This is a genomic window from Candidatus Omnitrophota bacterium (genome assembly GCA_040755155.1).
Lineage (GTDB): Bacteria > Hinthialibacterota > Hinthialibacteria > Hinthialibacterales > Hinthialibacteraceae > JBFMBP01.
Genome location: JBFMBP010000028.1, coordinates 1 through 20893 on the forward strand (window position 1 = coordinate 1; position 20893 = coordinate 20893).

Below are 20893 nucleotides of genomic sequence, written 5' to 3' on the forward strand. Positions count from 1 at the left end.
TCCTTGAGTTGGGTCATGTGGGGCCTCCTGATCGTTTCCAATCATGATCGACCCCTTCACAGCCTTTCTGCTGCGGGAAAATGGGTGTCCCTTATGATTTTTTATAATGGGTTTTTCTACACCGCCTTCGGCAGACTGTCCAAAAACGACCACAAACGGGGCTGCGCATAGGAAGCGGCCGTTTGATTCCCCGGCTGCACTTCCACGTCCACTGCCAACCGCAGATTGGCGATGATGTAGGTTTGATACACATGGGAAGGGCGGCCCGGTTTATGCGGATTATAGTCCGCCGCCGCTCCCTCCTGCTTGCCATGCACCGTCTTCACCGTCCCGTCCATGTCCAATATCCATGGCTCGTACAACAACGCTTCGTAACCACGGCGCAAATGGGTTTGAAGCCATTCCCGGCAGGCGGCCTCCTCCACCCCTTGAAACGCCCGGCGCACCGAGTCCTCGCTTACCACCTTTCCCATCCCCAACAATTCCGGATTGACCGAATCGAAACGAATGGCGTTGATATGCGCGTACCGCGTATGGCCGGAGAGAACCGACAACAAGAGCGTCCCCAATACATCGGTTTTGGAGGGCGCGTTAGGACTCGTATACGTCAAGGGACAATCCTTGACCCACGGCTCAAATAAATCCCCCGTCTTCAAAAAATCTATAAAAAACGGCAATTGCCCTAACGCCGTCACCTTCCCTTGCTCGTCCCATTCCACATGAATTCTTCCCCCATACGTGTCGGCGAACAACGAGGTCTTTTCGTTCTCGCAGGGGATTAATCCTCTCTCACCCTCTGGGTGAATCGCTTCCATTCGTCTTCTCCCCTCTATCTACCTTCTTTCTTTCATCTTGCATCCTATTATTTTATTTTCAACTGCCGTTTTTAGGATAATCAATCGTAGGATATACTCGATGATGTTCTTATGACGAGTTTTTTTTGCATTGACATCATTCCATTTTAGGGAGCTGGCGATGAAATATCTCCAACGAGCGCCGATAGCCGCTTCGATCCGTTTTTGCTTATGGCTTCCGGCGGCGGCTTTTCTGGCGTTTTGCCTCGCCATCCGTTTTTCCAATCCCAACTTTGCCGACAGCGTTCCTTTTTTATTTACGGCAATCGGCGCTGTAATTGGCGCAATTCTTTGGCTGGGATTGGCCGCGATGTATTTGGCGGCCGCTTCGATAGAATCGTTCCGTTCCCGCCTGGATGCTATCATCCGTTTTGTTGGCTCTCAAAAATTATCTGGCGGTATAATGGCTTTTGCGGTCATCGCTTATTCTCTGTTATCCGCAGAGTCTTATTATCATAATCAATCCCTTATCGACGATCGCGCTCCCCGCTTAGCCGTATTCGGTTTGGATGGAGCGACATGGACTCTCATAGATCCACTGATGGAAGCGGAGAAACTTCCAACCCTTCGCCGATTGAGCCAAGCAGGATCGAGGGGGATTTTGCATAGCCTAGATCCTATGACGTCGCCGGTTTTATGGGCGTCGATTTCAACAGGTTTGCCGCCGGATAAGCACGGCGTCACGGGATTCTTTTCCACCCGGGCCGATTTAAAAGCGCCTAGGATTTGGGATTTATGCCGCTCGAATCGATTGAGAGTAGGATTGTTCGGATGGTTATTGACCTGGCCGCCGGGCGATCCTTTTTCCTTTGAAGTTCCTTCCTGGATGGCGCGAAGTCCTGCGGCTTATCCTCCGGAATACGCCTGTTTGCAGGAGATCGTTTTGGAACAGGGACGGGATGGGAGAAAATATAGCCCCCTGACGGCGCTGTTTCGGTGCGCCAGGCGGGGCGCCGGGCTGCGAGCTGTGGAGAAGATGCTCTGGTTTTATCTTCGCGACGGATGGGGTTTGTCGGAGGAAGCCCATTTAGCCGAAAAGATGCTAGCCGAAGTCCGGCTGCAAACCGACTTGTATATCGCCCTCATGCGCCGATACCGGCCCGATGTTACGGCTTTTTCCCTTTACGGGACGGATAAATTAGGGCATCGCTTCTGGCACTCCATGAAACCGGAATCGTTCGATGGTCCCATCGCCGAATCCTCCCGCTTCCGCCATATCATAGAAGATTACTACCAGGAAGCCGATCAAGCCCTGGGGCGCATTCTATCCGTGTTTCCTCTCTCCGCCAATATCGTAATTCTGTCGGATCACGGCATGAAAGCGGATACGGCGTTGCCGCGCCAGTTTTTTTTGGATGCGGCCAAGTTTTTGCGGGCGCTGGGCGCAGAAGGGCTTTTCCATTATGCTTTCGTTAACCGGCAATTGATCCTCGAACCGATTCGCGCTGGCCATGAGTTAAAACCGTGGTTGGAAAAGATCGAAGCGGTTCGTTTTTCGGATAGCCAGGAGCCTTTGTTCCAAGTGCGGGAAGAAGAGGGAAAGATTTGGGCGCATACCGATTTTTCGCTGACCTGGAATCCCGATTCGCCTCTTTTGCAGCATGAATCCATCGCCATCGCCGATCGATCGTATCCTACATCCTCCTTTTTCTTCTCTCGGACATTTTCCGGCGAGCACGATCCGGCGGGGATCGTGATTTTGGCGGGACAAGACGTCAAACGTGGGGCCAAGTTGATGGAAGCGAATCTGTTGGACATCGCGCCGACGATTCTCTATTTGTTAAGCCTTCCCATCAGCCGAGAGATGACGGGCCGGATTCTGGAGGAAGCCCTGGCGGTGGATAAGAAGCCGGTTTACGTCGATCGCTACGAGCCGTCTCATTTCCAAGAAGGAGAAATTATAACGCCGATGGAATCCTACCTAGAGCGATTGCGCAGCGTGGGTTATATTGAATGATGAATGATGAATCTCGTTGAATTTCTAATTCTCCTAAGAAAACGCTTTTATTAAGTCGAATAAAATAAGCTCAAAAGGCGGTGTGGCTAGGGTAAGTCGTCATTGTACATTATCATCCCAGCCTTGAAAGGCTGGGCTATTATAAAATGCCCCTTTAAAGGGGCTAACTACAATAGCCCACCGTTTCAACGGTGGGGCGGCAGGGTTTTTCATCCTTCAATCGTTGATAGCCTTTCCTCAGTAAGGAGGCTCATCACTCATCATTGGTTTTATAGGAAATCGTCGCGATGGATAAAAAAAGGGAATGGTTGAAATGTTCGGCAGTAGCCGGGGGATTCTATCTCATCGTTTATATTTTATTGGCGCATCATTTTTGGGGATTTTTCAATCCTTGGCTGATTCTGATAATTTTCCTTTTTTTTCTGGGGGACGTTTGGGGATTGCATTGGTGGATCAAGCGCCAGGGGGACGATGAAAATAATCGGTATCCATAATATGGGCGGGTGGCAGAGAACTGTAGGGTGGGCTCAAAGCGAAGCATAGCCCACCACACCCTTGAGAAAAGTAGGATGGATCGCGTTTTTTGATCCATCGATGTAAGAGATGAAATAATTGATGGGTCAAACGGCGCGACCCATCCTACAATTTAAATCCGTTCGTTACTTGATTAAGCCCAAAGGAAACTAATCATGAATCATGCGATCAAAACCACCGTCGTCGGCAGCTACCCCGTTCCGAGTTGGTTGCTTGGAAATACGTCCCGTATGGTTTTAAGAGACGCCGTGATGGTAGTACTCAAAACGCAGGAATTGGCGGGATTGGATTTGATTAGCGACGGCGAGTTGAACCGTTTCGATCCCAGCCATCCCGAAACCAACGGTATGATCGACTATTTCGTCTCGCGCATGGATGGCGTACAGACTCGTTTTTCCCGCGAGGATATCGTACGCTTTCGCGCCATCCCGGGCATGGAATACCGCCTGCGCCCAGCGGGGATTGTCATCGGAAAGATCGGGGAAGGTTGCTTGAATCTGCCGGACGATTTCGCTTTCGTAAGGTCTTTGACGAATCATCCGCTGAAATTCACTTGTACGGGACCGCACATGCTGGCTAAGGTCTTAACCGACGCCTATTACCGGGACGGCAAAACCCTAGCGATGGATATCGCCGCAGCATTGCGGAAGCAATTGCAGGATATTCCCGCCGATGTTATCCAACTTGACGAAGCCAATATCAGCGGACATCCAGAGGATGCCGTCTGGGCCGCCGAAGCGTTAAATCACGTCTTGGACGGCCTATCGGCGCAGAAGGCGATTCACGTCTGCTTTGGAAATTACGGCGGGCAGACGGTGCAGAAAGGCTTTTGGAAAAACTTGCTGCCCTTTTTGAATACCTTGCGCGCGGATCATCTGGTTTTGGAATTCGCCCGCCGGGGCTATGGCGAGTTGGAAGCGTTCAAGGATTTGAATCCCGCCATTGGGCTGGGCGCCGGAGTCGTCGATATCAAGGACAACGAAATCGAATCGCCCGACCTCATCGCGGAGCGAGTGGAAAAAATCGTTAAAACCGTCGGCGCGGAGCGTTTGAAGTATATTCATCCCGATTGTGGATTTTGGATGCTGCAACGCAGTGTGGCCGATGGCAAAATGCGCGCTTTAGTTAAGGGCAGGGATTTGTTCGAAGGATTTTAGCGGTTCAGTTTAGAGAAGGGTGGGCTACGGCCGGGTGGCAAAGGCATAGCGAAGCCTGCCTTTGATCTTTTAGGTAGAGAACAGTAGGATTGGCTCAAAGCGAAGTGTAGCCCGCCAAATCTTTAGGAAAATGCGCATTAAACAAAAAAAAGGCCCGATGTAATTGGGGACACCGGGCTTGGGGAGGAAAGTGCGAAAAAAAGTTTTCGCATTGATTTGGGGAGAATGTTTATGTCTATGTCGTTCGTTTTCTTTCTTAATTATTAATGATGCTTTCTTTAAATGCAGATATCGTGCCAAGTTAACGGCAATATTTGATCCTGCAGAGATATTTTATTATAACATATTGATTATAATGGCTTTAGGTTAAACCAGCCCAATATAGTGTTCTTTGAATCCAATTGGCGGTGGCGCTGGATTTGTCTTAAATTCGAAACAGTGGAGGTTCATAATCGGACAAAACGTTCAGACTAAGACAGAAATCTTCCGTTTATTGATTATCCGTTTCAAAATGGAATTAACGCCGATTCTAATTGATTTTGCAAAGGATAAGACAATGGTAATACTCGCCGTAGTTTTGTTTTTAACGATCGGATCGTTAGCGGGGGCTGCGGAGAACGTTATGGATATCGGTTCCCGGCTGGAGTTGTTCGCCGATTCCTATCTGGTCGGCGAAATGCGCCATGCGGAGCTGCGGCTGCAATCGCCCTGGCCGCGCGGGCCGGTTTTGCGCTTCGATCATCCTTGGGAAGGACGATATGCAGGCTATGTCACTGTTTTCCAAGACGACAGTCTTTTCCGGATGTACTATCGCGGCATGCCGGTTTCGGGAGGAGATGGAAGCGACAACGAAGTTACTTGTTACGCGGAAAGCCGCGATGGGATCGCCTGGACGAAGCCGAAGCTGGGGATTTTCGACACAAATGGGACGCGGGAAAACAATGTAATCTTAAAAGGCATGGCCCCGTTTTCCCATAATTTTTGCCCATTCTTGGATTCGCGACCCGATACTCCCGCTGAGGAGCGATTTAAAGCCTTGGCGGGAACTCAGAAAACCGGTCTCTGCGCCTTCGTCTCCGGCGATGGGATTCATTGGAAGAAATGGCAAGATAAACCCGTCATCACGAAAGGAGCGTTCGATTCCCAAAACGTCGTCTTCTGGTCGGAAGCGGAAAATCTCTACACCTGCTATTTCCGCACGTGGAGCCAAGGCGAGTTTAAAGGATATCGAACGGTGAGCCGCTGTACGTCGAAAGATTTCATTCATTGGAGCGAACCCGTCGAAATGAGTTTTGGAGATACTCCTCGCGAACATCTCTACACCAACCAAACGCGGCCTTACTTTCGCGCGCCGCAGATCTATATCGCTATGCCCGCGCGCTTCATGCCGGGCCGGAGAGTGTTGACTAAGGAACAATTCGAACAAATGGGCGGCGAAGCGGGATATTCCGGCGATTGCTCGGAAACCGTATTCATGACCAGCCATGGCGGAACGGCCTATGACAGAACTTTTATGGATGGCTTCGTTCGGCCGGGATTGGGAATGAACAATTGGTCTTCGCGCACGAATTATTCCGCTTATGGAGTCGTTCCCACAAGCGCGGAAGAAATGTCTTTCTACATCCAGAGAGATTACGGCCAACCATCCCATCATCTCGAACGCTTCTCACTGCGCTGCGACGGCTTCGCTTCTCTCCACGCCGGATACGCCGGAGGGGAGATGGTTTCGAAGCCGTTGCGATTTAAAGGCCGCGAATTAATCATCAATTATTCGACATCCGCCGCCGGGAGCGTGTGGGTGGAATTGCAGGACGCGGAGGGGAAGCCCATCCCCGGCTACAGCCGCGACGAAGCGGACGAGATCGTCGGCGATCGGATTGAACGCGCCGTAACGTGGAAGGGCGCTTCCGACGTCAGCGCGCTAGCGGGGCGTATCGTGAGAATTCGCTTTATCCTGAAGGACGCCGACGTGTTTTCTATGCGCTTTCGATGAATACGGCGGGGGCTTTGGCGCTGGGGCGCCGCGCCTATCAACTCTTCGCCTGATGCAGCGCGCGCTTGGCCGCCATTTCTCTGGCGGCCAGGCCTTCCTTGCCTAATAGGCGGACTCGTTCCGGGTCCGTCATGATGCGGTCGATCATGCATTCGACTTGTTTGGTGATTAGATTGAGGGTGAAGTAATTTTTTTGCACCCAATTCAGAATATCTTTATCCGTAAGTGGATCGTCCTTGTACGTTGTGCGCAGGGTTTCGAAGGGGTCTTCTTTATTGGGGCGCATTGCGGGGTCCCGTTCCCAAAAAGCGCTGACGAATTTGTCGACCGGTTGGGGAAATCCGCCTTTGACGATCATGTATTTTACGCAAGCGCAAAGGAGATCGTTATCGCGCGCCAGACATTCGGGACAAAGCAAAGCCATCAATTCGGAACGATTGTGACGCCGGAGGATTTCCACGCTGGGCGCGAAGGAATTTTCGCAGCGCCAACAATTCACAACCGCCCCCGAGTTCAATTTTCCCAGCCGGGCGAAGGTGCTGATTTTGGGTGAGGAATCCGCGCTTGGGGAAGAAAGGCGATTGGCCTCTTCCCCGCGGGAAGAGGCTTCCATTTGGCCGGAATCCGTTTTCGGCGGTTCGGCTTTAATCCACACGTTGCCATCCCAGAAATCCAAGTCCTTCAATCCCTTGAGCCGGGTGAGGTGGCGGCTGGTGAGAATGGCGCCCGCGGGATAGAGGATGCGTCCGTTTTTGGATCGTATATCGCGGCTCAGCGGGTAATTTTCGGGGACCGAATCGATGCGGAAATGCGCTTCGCCCGGCGCGATGGAAATAGGCGCCTTTTCCATTGGAGGAAGGCTGGAGGGATCGTCTTTTAATAGATCGGCGACGGGAGCGTTCACCTCGATCGATTGGTAGACGGGAATTTCGCGAATCCAGGCTTCGCGTTGTTGGTCGTCGGAGAAAATGCTCTCCAAGCGGGCCGACAAGTTATTTTTCGAGGCGGGCTTGAGTATAAAGGCGTTTACGTCCAGCTGCAGCGCCAAACCAACAAGGCCTTCGTCGCCGCAACCCGTCAGCATGGCGACGGGCAGGTCGCGGCGGAGGTTTTTTTCGCCGCAACGAATGGCTTTAAGCAGTTGAAGCCCGTTCATATCCGGCATTTTGAAATCGGCGATCACGCAATCCACAGGGCGGTTTTTGTCTTCCAGAATCGATAAGGCTTCAAGGCCGGTGTTAGCGGAATGAATGGTTTGACAGCCCAAATTCTTCAAGATGCCCATGACGTTCAAGCGGCAAAGGCGAACATCGTCGACGATTAAAAAGGAATATTTGGAAAGATTCATTGGCGCTATTCCTCTCGACTCCTCATTCTCCATCAAGCCGAAGCCGTGGACGGCGCTGCATTCCCCAAGTAGAGAATCGGATTTTCCCGCCATGAGGCAGGGGTACTATTCTATTGTTTCGAAACGACGAGCTATCTTATCGGCGTCGTTCTTTCGCGAAAAGTAAAGACAATGCCAAATGCGCGATTTTTTCAATTAAGACTCCTAAAAAGAGTATTCAAAGCGCGTCGTAGCGGCGGCGTCGAATTTTTACGCTTCGAGTTCTTGGCGGAATCGCTTCAGCGCCTCGTCTAGGCGGCTCATTTCTCTTTCCAAATCGGCAAAAGCATTTTCCACGCCGTCGAAGGAATTCTCTTTTCCCAATCGCTCCAAGGCCAATGCGGCATCCATCGCTTTAGCCGCTTGAAAAGCGCCGACAGCTCCCTTCAGGGCGTGGGCGGATTTATCCAGGGCTTGGCTATCGTTTTTCTCAATGGATTGCTTGACTTCGGAAAGCATGGCCGGCGCATCCGTAAAATAGATTTCAAGCAGTTCCTTGATTATCCCCGTATCTCCACCATACCAATCGTAGAGCGTTTCTTTATCGACGATCTTTTCGCCATTCGTTTCCTTATCGACTCCGCTTATGGAAGGCGCGACTTTTCCCGTCTTCACTTGCGGTTCTAAGAACAAAGCGCCGATAGCTTCCCGCAGTTTTTGGGGATTGATGGGTTTGGAAACGTAACCGTCCATGCCGGCGGCCAAACATCGTTCCTCATCCCCTTTCATGGCGTTAGCGGTCATGGCGACGATGGGGGTATGTTTGTTTTCGCTTTTTTCCCGTTCTCGGATCACCGCCGTGGCGGCGAATCCATCCATCACCGGCATTTGAATATCCATCAACACTAAGTCGAAAGATTCCTTGTCGAGCAGATCGAGCGTTTCGCGGCCGTTTTTAACCGTTACGACATCATGGCCCCAGGCATCGGCAAGGATTCCTACGGCGACTCGTTGATTGATGGCGTTGTCTTCCGCAAGAAGGATGCGAAGCGGGGTGAAATTGGCGTCTTCGGCGCTTCGATCATAAAGAGGGCGCCATTCGATTCTCTCCTCCGATTGTTGAAAGAGGGCGAGGATGGCGTTGTACAGTTCGGATTGTTTGACGGGCTTGAGAAGAACGGAGGACACGCCGAACTGGCGGCATTTTTCGTCGTCGAGAAACAGGCTCGTGGAGGAGAGCATCAAGATCAAAACGTTATTCCATTGCGGATGGGAGCGGATTTTTTCCGCCAGGCCGAATCCATCCATCACTGGCATATTGAAATCCGTTATGATCAATGGAAACGGCTGGTGGAGAGCATCCGCTTTTTCCATTTCCATCAAAGCGAAAAAAGCATCCTCGGCCAGAGTGGGCTTCATTCCCCACCCTTCCGCCATTTCTTTAAGAATTATGCGGTTGGTTGCGTTGTCGTCCACGATGAGAACGGAGAGATTTTGCAAGTCGAAGCGCGAAGGCAAAAGCGGGGGCTGGACATTCGCCGACAATCCGAATTGAGCTGTGAAGTGAAATACGCTGCCGGGGTATTCGCTGGAAATCCGTTTGAGGGGATTGGGGCTTTCCACCCAGAGCTGCCCGTTCATTTTATGCGTCAGTTGCATGGAGATCGCCAGGCCCAATCCCGTGCCGCCATATTTGCGGGTGGTGGAGCTGTCCGCCTGTTCGAACGCTTTGAAAATGGCTTCGCGCCGTTCCGGGGGAACGCCGATGCCGGTATCGCAAATTTTGAAGTGGAGACGGACATGATCGATCGCCGATTCCTCGACTTCCACCAGAATCAGCACCTCGCCGGCTTCGGTGAATTTGATGGCGTTCCCCGCTAGGTTGATGACGATCTGACGCAGGCGGACGGGATCGCCGACCAAGGCATTGGGCGCGTCGGAAGCAATATGGCATAACAACTCGAGGTCCTTCTCGTGGGCGCGGACGGCCAACGTACGGGCGGTATCGTGCATCATATCCCGCAATTCGAATTCGATGGGATGAATTTCGAATTTTCCCGCCTCGATTTTGGAAAAATCCAAAATGTCGTTAATGATCTGAAGCAAAGAATCCGCCGAATCTTTGACGTAGATTAAATTCTCCCGTTGTTTGGGAGTGAGATTCGTGTGGAGAGTTAAATCCGTCAAGCCGATAATCCCATTCATGGGCGTTCGGATTTCATGGCTCATGTTGGCGAGAAATTCGCTTTTGGCGCGATTGGCTTTTTCTGCGGCTTCTTTGGCTTGGCGGATTTCCACTTCCGCCCGTTTTTGTTCCTCGATGGATATCATCAATTCGTCGTTGACTCGGGAGAGTTCCGCCGTCCGTTCTTTGACTCGTTTATCTAATTCCGAGGCCAGGGCGGATAAATCGAAATTGATTTTATAAAAACGAATTCCCAGATAGATGGAAGCGGCGACGATAACGAATATCGTCAACAAGGAATTGTGGAACGTCGCCTTTTTCATATTGAAGATGGCGGCTTCCGTTCTTTTTTCGGAATTCTTCAAGGCTTCTTTGGAGAAGCGAAAATAGGTAACGCCCCCGATCTCTCCCTTTTTCCAATCGGTATGGCAGCGGATGCAGTCTTCGACTACCATTTGAGGTTGATAGATTTCGAAGGCATCGTTGGTATAGCGAAGAAGCATGTCGGGACGATGGAACAATTGTTCTTTGAGTTCTTGAGGAAGGCGGCTGCTAATATAATAAGGATCCGAGGAATGGGTTGCGATTCCTTTTCGATCGTAGAGGGAGAACTCAAGCAATCCTTCGATTTTCTTTTGCGCTTCCAAGAGACGGGCGAACTTGGCCATTTCCCCGCGTTCGAGGGAACCCGCCGTGGCGCGCTCAACGGAGAGAAAGATATTTCTGGCGTTATTTTCTTCCCGCTTTCGCAGCTCCTCGCTATTGGTTTCTCCGAATGCCGTGATTTGACGGATCACGCTTTGGTAGAAGAGAATTTGCGAAACCGCTACAATTCCGATCAATCCCAACAGAAGCGTTAAGATGAGACCGGTGGCGTTCTTCATGGGTTGTTATTCCTTGGAAAAGATAGGAGTTCTCGCTGCCTTGGCGAGAATATAATATAGATTAAGGGAAATTGGCAGGTTTTAGTCTTGAATTTCGCCACAAAAAAAGTTCGCGCCTTTTCCGCTTCAATGCCATAATCCATGACGAACGATATGCACGATATCTTGTTTATATAAGGTATAGCGAAAGAATCGTCGTACGCCGCGATTCAAAAAAACTATCCGCCACTTGTCCACAATATTAATAGTGTTATACTGAGAAGATGAAGAAAGGTGGGGAGATTCCCCGCCTTTTTTACGTCAACAGCCTTTGGTTTCCCATTGACCGCGAGAAAAAGAACGCTTTGACCTGTGACGGGAATCCAGGGCGCGTAACGTTCGTTTTCATGGAGTTTAGCTAATGTCCAAAGAGGTCCTCGATATTCTGAACCGCATCGGCCTGGAGCGGAATATCCCCATCGAAACGCTGTACGATGCGTTGGAAGCCGCCCTGATATCGGCATCGAAAAAAATGCTGCCGCCGGACGTGGATGTCGTGGAAGCGGAACTCGACCGGGAAACGGGAGAATTCCGCATCTACGCCAACATGGAAGTGGTGGAGGTGGTCGAGGATGAAAATATGGAGATTTCCCTGGAGGAGGCGCGGCAGTACGTAGACGACGTACAACCCGGGGAAGAACTGGTCATCGACGTTACGCCCGACGATTTCGGCCGCATCGCGGCGCAAAGCGCGAAGCAAGTGATTACCCAGCGCATTCGCGAGGCGGAGCGCGAAGTCATATACGATAAATATAAAAACCGGGCGGGCGACTTGGTTGTCGGAACGGTGCAGCGATACGAAAAAGGCAACGTCATCGTCGATCTAGGCAATGCGGAGGCGGTGTTGTCTCCCAAGGATCATCCCCCCGGAGAACGCTACCGCTACGGAGACCGCGTCAAAGCCATCATTACGGAAATCAGGAAATCCTCCAAGGATGCGCAAATTGTTCTCTCGCGCAATACTCCCGCCCTAGTAGTAAAACTCTTCGAACAGGAAGTGGCGGAAATCCGCGACGGCGTGGTCAGCATCCGGTTGGTGGCGCGGGAAGCGGGCAAGCGCAGCAAAATCGCGGTGCTTTCTTCCGACAACGACGTGGATCCCGTGGGCGCCTGCGTGGGCATGAAAGGCTCGCGCGTGCAGATGGTGGTTCAGGAATTGCGGGGAGAGCGGATCGACATTATCGAATACAGCGACGACAAAAAACGATTCGTCGCCAATTCCCTCAAGCCGGCCAATATCGAGAGCGTGGAATTGGACGACAAGAACAACCGCGCCCTCCTAGTTGTACGGGACGACGAACTTGCCCTAGCGATCGGGAAAAACGGCCTGAACGCCAAACTTGCGTCGGAATTGACGGGCGTGGAGATCGATATCGTTTCCGAATCGCAGATTGAGGAAAGGGAAGCGGAAGCTAAGCGCTGCCTCCTGGCCATCCCCTCGATCAACGATAATTTGCTGGACGCCTTGCTGACGCGAGACATCTTCAATTTCGAAGATATTCTCAAGGCGGGCGTCGAGGGATTGACCAGAGTAGATGGAATCGATAAAAAAATGGCGGAAGTCATTCTGGCGGAAACCAAGAAACGGATCGAAGAAAAAGAAAACGCTCCCCAGAAAAAGGAAGCTGTCTCTTCCAAGGAGGAAAAAACTGGCGAAGCGGAACCGAAACGCGAAGCGATCGCCGAGACGAAGGAATCGGAGGCGGACCAACCAAGGCAAGAAGCGTCCGATGCAATCCTTGAGGAAAAAGACAAAGCAAGTCCAGCCGTGGAATTAGCCGAGAATTCCGCCCCGCAGGAGGATGAAATCATCAACCAGGATAACCAATAAACTGGCGTTTCCGCATAGATTCTTTGAGAGAGAAAACGCGGCGCATTTTCGTCTTGCGGAAAAAGACGAACGAAGTCGCGGGAGATTCATAAAATCGATAGTATGAGAATCAATCAAATCGCACAAAAATTCGGTCTCAAAAACAAGGATATTCTCGATTACCTTGATTCGATCGGCGTTTCGGGGAAGAGCCATAGTTCTGCCCTGGATGAAGGCACGATGGAACTTCTTTTGCAACATTTCGGCAAATTGGAAAAAGAAGACGAACCTGCTCCCAAGACCGATAGCAAATTCGCCAAAATTCGCCGCCCGAAAGGCTGGAAGCCTTCTCCCGAAAAAATGCATGAGGAGGAAGAAGCCGTTCGTCCGGCGCCTTCCCCCGTCGTCGAAGCGGCCGGCGAACCGCTCAAAGAATCTCGCGCCGTTCCAACCGTAGAAGCGGAGGTTCCACCGGCTCCCCCGAAGCCCCCGGCTCCGCTATATCCGTCGAGACCCGAACCGAGAATCGGTTTGACGGCGGCGGGAAAGATAAAAGAAGATTTGGAAGAAAAAGCCGCCGCAAGAGGCGATCGGCGGCGTCCGAAGCCATCCCAGAAAAAGCCTAAGCCTAAATCCGTCCGGCTGGAACCCCAAAAAGAACCGAAAGGCGAACCTGAGATTATTATCGAAACACCCGAAATCGACATCAGCGTCATGGATACGGCGCTCCTTGAGAAACCTCTCGAAATTATCGTTGAAAAAGAGAAGGAAATTGCCGTTAAGCATGACCAGGACGAGGCGATCCGGCGCGAGATTCAAAAACTCAAAGCCAAGCAAAAACGCCAAGCGGAAGTGGAAGTCAAAAAGCCCGAGGCGGTTATACGGCCCGAACGGAGAAGAGAGGTTGTCGCCAAGGGAAGAGGCAAGCGGGCCTGGAAGCGGGAAAAACGCGAACGGCGCGAAATGCAAATGGCGGCGGAAGAGACGCGCCTGCAACGGGACAGCACGATTTTGAAAGTGCATGACGCCACGACGGTAGCCGATATCGCCGACGGGCTGCATATTCCCGTCAACGAACTCATTCAAAAACTTATCTCGCTGGGCGTGATGGCGTCGATCAATCAGCGCCTCGACGCGGAAACGGTTCAGATCGTGGCGGACGATTACGGCTTCCGAGTCGAGCAGATCGATATGTTCGACAATGAAATCTTTACGGAAACGTGGGAAGACGACGCCGACGAATCGCGGGCTATTCCCCGCCCGCCCGTTGTTACGATTATGGGCCACGTCGATCACGGCAAAACGAAACTGCTGGACGCCGTGCGCAGCACGGACGTCGTTTCCCAGGAAGCGGGAGGCATTACGCAGCACATCGGCGCCTATTACGTCAAAACGGCGGGCGGCGATATCGTATTCCTGGATACGCCTGGCCACGAAGCTTTTACGACCATGCGCGCGCGAGGCGCAATGGTGACGGATATCGTCGTTTTGGTCGTATCCGCAGCGGACGGCGTGATGCCGCAAACAAAAGAAGCGATCGCTCACGCCAAGGCGGCGGACGTTCCAATGATCGTTGCTATTAACAAAATCGATCTGGACAGCGCCAATCCTGAACGAGTCAAGCAGCAATTGGCGGAACAAGGATTGGTAGCGGAAGATTGGGGCGGCAACACCGTCATGGTTCCCATATCCGCTAAGCAAAAAATCGGCATCGACGCTCTTTTGGAAAGCATCCTGCTGCAGGCGGAACTGTTGGAATTACATGCAGATCCTCAATGCCGCGTACGGGGGACAATTATAGAAAGCCGTCTGGAACAAGGCCGCGGTCCCGTCGCCACCGTTTTGGTTGAACAAGGAACGCTGCGGATCGGCGAACCTTTCGTAACGGGCGTTTATTCCGGGCGAGTGCGGGCAATGCTTAACGATCGAGGAGAGACGATTCAGGAAGCAGGTCCTTCCTGGCCGGTAGAAATTCTCGGCATCGAGGACGTCCCCAGCGCGGGAGACCCATTCATCGTCGTCAAGGACGACAATCAGGCTAAGCAATTGAGCGCCAAACTGCGGCTGATTCAGCGCGAACGCGAATTGCGGCGGACGCGCCACGTTACGCTGGAAGACCTGCACATGCAGATTGAAGAGGGCGAGATCAAGGAACTGCGCATCATCGTCAAAGGCGACGTGCAAGGCTCCGTCGGCGCGGTTTGCGACAACCTCAACAAGATCGAAAGCGAAAAAGTTCGCATCGATATTTTGCACAGCGGCGTCGGCTCGATTGCGGAATCCGACGTCATGCTCGCTTCGGCCTCCAACGCCGTCATCATCGGCTTCAATGTGCGGCCGCATCCGCAAGTCGCCGAACTGGCCAAACGGGAGCATGTCGATCTTCGCACCTATCGCATCATTTACGACGCCATCTCCGATATCAAGAACGCCATGACGGGCATGTTGGACAAAACGTTCAAGGAAAAGATACTCGGACGCGGCGAAATCCGCGAAGTTTTTCGTCTTTCGCGAGGGATCAGCATCGCCGGATCGTTCGTTCAGGACGGCCATTTGCAGCGCAACGCGCCGGTGCGGCTGCTGCGCGATTCCGTCGTGATTCATGAAGGAAAATTGTCCTCGTTGAAGCGGTTCAAGGACGACGTCCGCGAAGTCCCGTCCGGCTATGAATGCGGCATTGGATTGGAGAAATGGAACGATATCCGCGTCGGGGACGTTGTGGAATGCTACGAGTTGGAAGAGGTAGCGCCTACCCTGTAGCCGGCGGCAAACGCTCCCCGCGTCGATTTCCTGGAGCGTAGAGATAATGATCGTTGGAGTGTTGGAGGTCTCGCTGCATATACCGCAGTCCCGCTCCCTGAAAGACAAAAGACAAGCCGTCCGGAGCCTGAAAGACCGCATCCGCCGGAAATTCAACGTTTCTCTCGCCGAAACCGACGGACAAAATACCTGGCAAACATGCGTGCTCGCTATGTCGATGGCGGCGTCTCAGCGAGCGGCCATCGAAAGAGAATTCAACCATATCTTGGAACTGATCGAAACGGAACCCGCCATCGTCTTAACGGATCATTGGATCGATTATCTTTGAGGAAACAAGGCTGTAAAGGGCGAATTCAACCGTCTTTTGATTCGCGCCACGGCGTCTTTCGTCTTTTTCGCCAATGAGTTTCTCGACATCCGCATCTGCTGTAACGAATTGAGACGGCGAAGGATCATGACGCAAAAAAAGAATTATCGCATCGCGCAAGTGAACAGGCTCCTGCAAGAAGAGATTGCGGATATCCTGCTCACGGAAATCGACGACGAACGGCTCAAGCAAATAACGCTCACCGAGGTGCGCGCCGCAAAAGACTTGAGTCACGCCATCGTATTCATCACTCTGCATAAAAGCGGCGGACGGGAAGAATTGCTGGAAGCCGTCCATCGCGCCTCCGGCGCGATTCGAAAACTGCTGAATTCGCGAATCCGTTTGAAGCGCATTCCGGAATTGGATTTTCGCTATGACGATTCGCTCGACCGAGCCGAAAGAATTACGCGAATTTTAGACCGCCTTCACGTTGAAATCCAAGACGATATCGATTCCGAGTAGAGAGCGCCGATAACCATGGATGGAGTCCTTAATATCAATAAACCCGCTGGGCTAACGTCGCACGACGTAGTGGATCGCATTCGGCGGGCGGCCAAGATGAAAAAAGTGGGACATACCGGCACCTTGGACCCCATGGCGACCGGCGTTTTGCCTCTCTGTCTGGGCAAGGCGACGAAAATCGTGCAATTTCTCATCGCACAGGATAAGGAATACGCCGTCACGATGACGCTGGGAATCGTTACCGACAGCCAGGATACGACGGGGCAAATCGTGGAGGAAGTCCCGGTTCCCACGCTGGACGAAGCGAAAATTCAGGAAATCTTCCAACGCTATACGGGCGAATCGATGCAAACCCCTCCGATGATTTCCGCGAAGCACCATAAAGGGAAAAGACTTTATCAATTGGCGCGGCAAGGCGTGGAAGTCGAGCGCGAACCTTGCAAAATTACCATATACGATTTAACATTATTGAATATGCGTTTGCCCGAAATCGAGTTCCGGGTGATCTGCAGCAAGGGAACGTACATCCGGACATTGTGCCACGATCTAGGCGAAGCGCTGGGAAGCGGCGCCGCAATGTCCGGCCTCGTCCGAGTCCGATGCGGCGTTTTTCATCTCGACGGCGCTGTGGACTTGGATGGCCTTCAATCCCCCGATGACGTAGCGAAGCGCTTGGTTGGATTGAATGACGCTTTGGGATCGATGCCTTCCGTCTCCGTCGGTTCGGAAGGAAAGGCTTCGCTCCATTGCGGGCGTTCGCTCACAGGCGGCTCTATCACTCGGCGCAGCGGGGATTTCGATTCCGGATCGCTAGTCAGGGTGACGACTCGCGACGGTTCGCTCATCGGAGTAGGTAAAGCGCTTATGAATTCCAGGCAGGTCGACGATCTCGCCGGGAATCTAAACGTTATTCAGCCGGTGAAAGTATTATTATAAAGGTTCCTGCATCGTCGCAGCCGCGGCGCAGCGGGAGCTTCGCTCGCTCCAAAACCGGATTGGGATTGGGGCGGTTGGAAAAAAATATACCTTATTTAGAATAACAAAAAAACTCCTGGAGGGAGGTGAAAGCCTTGTCCATCACCAACGATCGTAAACAAGAGCTAATCGGCGAATACAAAATTCATGAATCGGATACGGGTTCGCCGGAGGTGCAGATCGCTATTCTTTCGGAAAAAATCCGCAATCTGACCGAACATTTTAAGCTGCACAAGAAAGATCATCATTCCCGAAGGGGATTATTGATGATGGTAAGCCGCCGGCGGCGTTTGTTGGATTACCTCAAACGGACGGAGATTAACCGTTATCGGCAATTGATCGAAAGGTTAGGCCTTCGCCGTTAGCCGCTTTTTTTGCCCTGCGTTGTGAAAGTATGCGGTACGAGGCATGAGATTTGATTATGGATAATCCGTTCCGCCACCCCGATTAGGAGGTTGAAGGTTCCGGGAAACCTTCCACCCCCTAGTCTGGGTGATGCCGGAATCGAATTACTCTCATCCTTATACCGCTTTTTTCATTTTCCGTAATGATTCGGTTTACCGGATATTTGGGGATCGAATCGTCTCGCCTCGGAACGAATAACCGCTTTTGCAATCGCTGGGTTTCGTATAGCGCCTCCGCCTATGGCGCGCTCGGTGGGCGTATCAATGCGCCTAGGGAAATGAGCCTTCTTCAGAATCTCGAGCGAATAGGCGAATCCGGCTCATTTTCCGCATCAAGAAAGGAAAACCCAGATGAATCAGATTACCACATTAACCCGAACCGTCGCCGGAAAAGAAATGACGCTGGAAAACGGGCGCATCGCCCGTCAGGCGGGCGGTTCCGTAACCTGCCGCGTCGGCGATACGATGGTTTTCGCCGCCGCGACGATGGCCCCCCCTATGCGGGAAGGCCTTGACTTTTTCCCGTTGACCGTCGATTACCGCGAAAGCCGGTACGCCGCAGGGAAATTCCCCGGCGGTTTTTTCAAACGAGAAGGCCGCCCTTCCGAAAGAGAGACGCTGATATCCCGTTGCATCGACCGTCCCATCCGTCCGCTATTTCCCGAAGGTTTCAATAGCGAAGTGCAAGTGCTCTTGAACGTCATCTCCTTCGATACGGAAAACGAGGCGGATATTTGCGCCATGATCGCCGCTTTTGCGGCGTTGGAAATTTCGGACATCCCCTTCTCGGGAGGCATCGGCGCCGTGCGCATCGGATGCTGCGACAGCCAATTGATCGTCAATCCGACGATGAAGCAAATCGCCGACGGCTCCATGAATCTCACCATCGCTGGGACGCGCCATTCCATCGTCATGGTGGAAGGCGGCGCGGCGGAAGTTTCTGAAGAGACGTTGCTGGAAGCCTTCGATCTGGCTCAATCCGCTTTGCGGGAGTTAATCGACGCCATCGACGAATTCCGCCGAATGTGCGGCAAAACGAAGATAGAATTTCTGACGCCGGAAAAAAACGCCGCTCTTCAAGCGCGAGTGGCGGAATTGGCCGCCGAGCGCATCAAGGAAGCCAACATCATTCCGGACAAACACGAACGGCAAGCGGCGTTGGACGACGTGTTGCAGGACATTACGGATCGCATTTTGGCGGAAAAAGAGGTGGAACGCCAAACCGCCATTCAGCGGGGAGAAATCTCCGTCGCCGATCCCGAAGCTTTGCTGATCTACAAAAAAAGAATCGCTGAAATCTCTGTGGAAATCGCCGCCTTCATGCACGACTTGGAAAAAGAGATCGTGCGGCGCCGCATTCTGGACGAAGGATTGCGCAGCGATAGCCGCCGTCCCAACGAAATCCGTCCGATAACCTGCGAGTTGGGCGTTATCCCCCGCGCGCACGGTTCCGCGCTATTTACGCGGGGACAAACGCAAGCGCTGGTTTCCACGACGCTGGGAACGATATCCGACGAACAGAAAATCGACGGTTTGACGGAAGATTATTTCAAGAAGTTCATGCTGCATTACAACTTTCCGCCGTACAGCGTCGGCGAAGTGCGTCCCTTGCGCAGTCCAGGCCGCCGGGAAGTCGGCCACGGCGCTTTGGCGGAGCGTTCGTTGACGAGGATGATCCCCGAACAAGAGGCGTTTCCCTATACAATCCGCGTCGTCTCCGAGATTCTCGAATCCAATGGATCGTCGTCGATGGCCAGCGTATGCGGCGGGACGCTTTCCCTAATGGATGCGGGCGTTCCCATCAAGTCGCCCGTTGCGGGCATAGCGATGGGCTTGGTGAAAGAGGGCGACCGTTACGCCATCCTATCGGATATCCTGGGCGTCGAAGATCACCTTGGCGATATGGATTTTAAAGTGACGGGAACGCGCCAGGGCATTACGGCGTTTCAGATGGATTTGAAAATCGAAGGCGTTTCCCGCTCTATCATGGCGGAAGCTTTGGAACAGGCGCGGCAGGGACGCATTCATATTTTGGGCATTATGGAACAGGCGATCGCCTCTCCCCGCGAGCGCCTAAGCCCCTACGCGCCGCGCATCCAGATTATGACGATTCCCGTGGATAAGATACGAGACGTAATCGGTCCCGGCGGCAAGATGATCCGCAAGATCATCAGCGAAACCGGCGCTAAAATAGATATCGACGACGACGGCCGCGTCGTTATCGCCTCGATGGACGAAGTGGCGGGAAACAAAGCCAAAGAGTGGATCGATTATCTGACGGAAGAAGTGGAAATCGGTAAAATCTACAAAGGCAAAGTAACGCGCATCGTCAACTTCGGCGCTTTCGTGGAAGTACTGCCTGGCCAGGAAGGCTTGGTTCATATTTCCGAAATCGGCGAACATCGCATCAACCGGGTGGAAGATGTGCTCAATGAAGGCGACGAAACGGAAGTGAAAGTGATCGAGATCGACGATTTCGGACGCATCAACTTGAGCAAGAGGCAAGCCGATATGGAACTGGGACGCATTCCCATGAGCAGCGGCAAAGACCGGGGCGACCGGGGCGGACGCAGCGGCGGCGGGGACCGCGGGGATCGAGGCGGACGCGACCGGGGAGATCGCGGCGACCGGGGCGGGCGCAATGATCGCGGCGGACGCGACCGAGGCGGACGTGGAGGCCACGGCGACCGGTAACAGGCGCCGCATGAATCGCTGATCCCTCACCCTTGCACTCTCGCAGAGGGCGAGGGGAATTCCACAAAGCGAAGAAACGGTTTATTCAATCCTGATACGATCAAGAAAGCGCCGCTGCGAAGCGGCGCTTTTCGTATGAGCCGTTCGATATTGAACACCGATTTTCAAGAGACTTTTATCCCCAAATCATTTTCAAGGCTTTATGGGGCTGTTGATAAATAAATGCTTCCCCATTTTGAAGCGGCCCAGCGCTTTCCCGACGCGGACGCCGATTCGATCTTGGCCTCGCAGCGGCCGTTTCGCCCGTTGCGTCGCGGCGGATATTTTCGCCAATTCCTTTTCGGCGGCGTCCAGCAAATCCTGTCGCGTTTGGGCGCGCCTCCCCTCCAGAAACGGATTGTAGCAAACCACCAAACGTTCGCCAGGATAGTCCGGACTTTGGATTTCCGCTAAATCTTGCTCGTCGAACAGGGAAGGTTGAAAGGCTTGAT

At 52.7% G+C, this 20893-nt stretch carries 15 protein-coding genes; 11 read left to right on the forward strand and 4 right to left on the reverse strand.

Going from position 1 to position 20893, the window contains the following annotated elements:
- Positions 1-116: 116 nt before the first annotated feature.
- Positions 117-815, reverse strand: a complete 699-nt coding sequence (locus AB1656_02795) for a hypothetical protein (protein ID MEW6234291.1) — start codon at positions 813-815, stop codon at positions 117-119.
- Positions 816-975: 160 nt separating this feature from the next.
- Between AB1656_02795 and AB1656_02800 the strand changes: the two genes are divergently transcribed.
- From AB1656_02800 to AB1656_02815, 4 genes are all read left to right on the forward strand, one after another.
- Entirely contained in the window at positions 976-2811 is a 1836-nt protein-coding gene (locus AB1656_02800) for an alkaline phosphatase family protein (protein MEW6234292.1), read from the forward strand.
- A 287-nt stretch (positions 2812-3098) separates the two neighbouring features.
- Positions 3099-3305: a hypothetical protein gene (locus AB1656_02805; protein ID MEW6234293.1), complete on the forward strand. Its 207-nt coding sequence runs from the start codon at positions 3099-3101 to the stop codon at positions 3303-3305.
- Between the two features lie 195 nt (positions 3306-3500).
- Positions 3501-4502, forward strand: coding sequence for a cobalamin-independent methionine synthase II family protein (locus tag AB1656_02810; GenBank protein ID MEW6234294.1), 1002 nt, complete (start codon positions 3501-3503; stop codon positions 4500-4502).
- Between the two features lie 556 nt (positions 4503-5058).
- On the forward strand, positions 5059-6495 hold the full coding sequence (locus AB1656_02815; protein ID MEW6234295.1) for a hypothetical protein: 1437 nt from the start codon (positions 5059-5061) through the stop codon (positions 6493-6495).
- 37 nt (positions 6496-6532) lie between these two features.
- Here AB1656_02815 and AB1656_02820 read toward each other — a convergent pair whose 3' ends face one another.
- Both AB1656_02820 and AB1656_02825 read right to left on the reverse strand, forming a co-directional pair.
- Positions 6533-7843 carry a response regulator gene (locus AB1656_02820; GenBank protein ID MEW6234296.1) on the reverse strand — a complete coding sequence of 437 codons (1311 nt, stop codon included), beginning with the start codon at positions 7841-7843 and terminating at the stop codon, positions 6533-6535.
- A gap of 249 nt (positions 7844-8092) precedes the next feature.
- Positions 8093-10891 (reverse strand): response regulator, encoded by a 2799-nt coding sequence (locus AB1656_02825; protein ID MEW6234297.1) that lies wholly within the window; start codon positions 10889-10891, stop codon positions 8093-8095.
- Between the two features lie 400 nt (positions 10892-11291).
- Between AB1656_02825 and nusA the strand changes: the two genes are divergently transcribed.
- From nusA to pnp, 7 genes are all read left to right on the forward strand, one after another.
- Positions 11292-12761 carry a transcription termination factor NusA gene (gene nusA, locus AB1656_02830; protein ID MEW6234298.1) on the forward strand — a complete coding sequence of 490 codons (1470 nt, stop codon included), beginning with the start codon at positions 11292-11294 and terminating at the stop codon, positions 12759-12761.
- Positions 12762-12863: 102 nt separating this feature from the next.
- Entirely contained in the window at positions 12864-15500 is a 2637-nt protein-coding gene (gene infB / locus AB1656_02835) for a translation initiation factor IF-2 (protein ID MEW6234299.1), read from the forward strand.
- A 46-nt stretch (positions 15501-15546) separates the two neighbouring features.
- The gene (locus tag AB1656_02840) at positions 15547-15828 is read left to right on the forward strand and encodes a DUF503 domain-containing protein (protein ID MEW6234300.1); all 282 of its coding nucleotides are present in this window, start codon (positions 15547-15549) and stop codon (positions 15826-15828) included.
- A gap of 126 nt (positions 15829-15954) precedes the next feature.
- The gene (gene rbfA, locus AB1656_02845) at positions 15955-16329 is read left to right on the forward strand and encodes a 30S ribosome-binding factor RbfA (protein ID MEW6234301.1); all 375 of its coding nucleotides are present in this window, start codon (positions 15955-15957) and stop codon (positions 16327-16329) included.
- Between the two features lie 15 nt (positions 16330-16344).
- Positions 16345-17265: a tRNA pseudouridine(55) synthase TruB gene (gene truB / locus AB1656_02850; protein ID MEW6234302.1), complete on the forward strand. Its 921-nt coding sequence runs from the start codon at positions 16345-16347 to the stop codon at positions 17263-17265.
- Between the two features lie 134 nt (positions 17266-17399).
- Positions 17400-17669, forward strand: coding sequence for a 30S ribosomal protein S15 (gene rpsO / locus AB1656_02855; protein ID MEW6234303.1), 270 nt, complete (start codon positions 17400-17402; stop codon positions 17667-17669).
- A 390-nt stretch (positions 17670-18059) separates the two neighbouring features.
- Positions 18060-20402, forward strand: coding sequence for a polyribonucleotide nucleotidyltransferase (gene pnp, locus AB1656_02860; protein ID MEW6234304.1), 2343 nt, complete (start codon positions 18060-18062; stop codon positions 20400-20402).
- Positions 20403-20594: 192 nt separating this feature from the next.
- Here the strand turns inward: pnp and AB1656_02865 are convergent.
- Positions 20595-20893 (reverse strand): IS1634 family transposase (locus AB1656_02865; GenBank protein MEW6234305.1); only part of this gene is annotated, 299 nt, incomplete at its 5' end.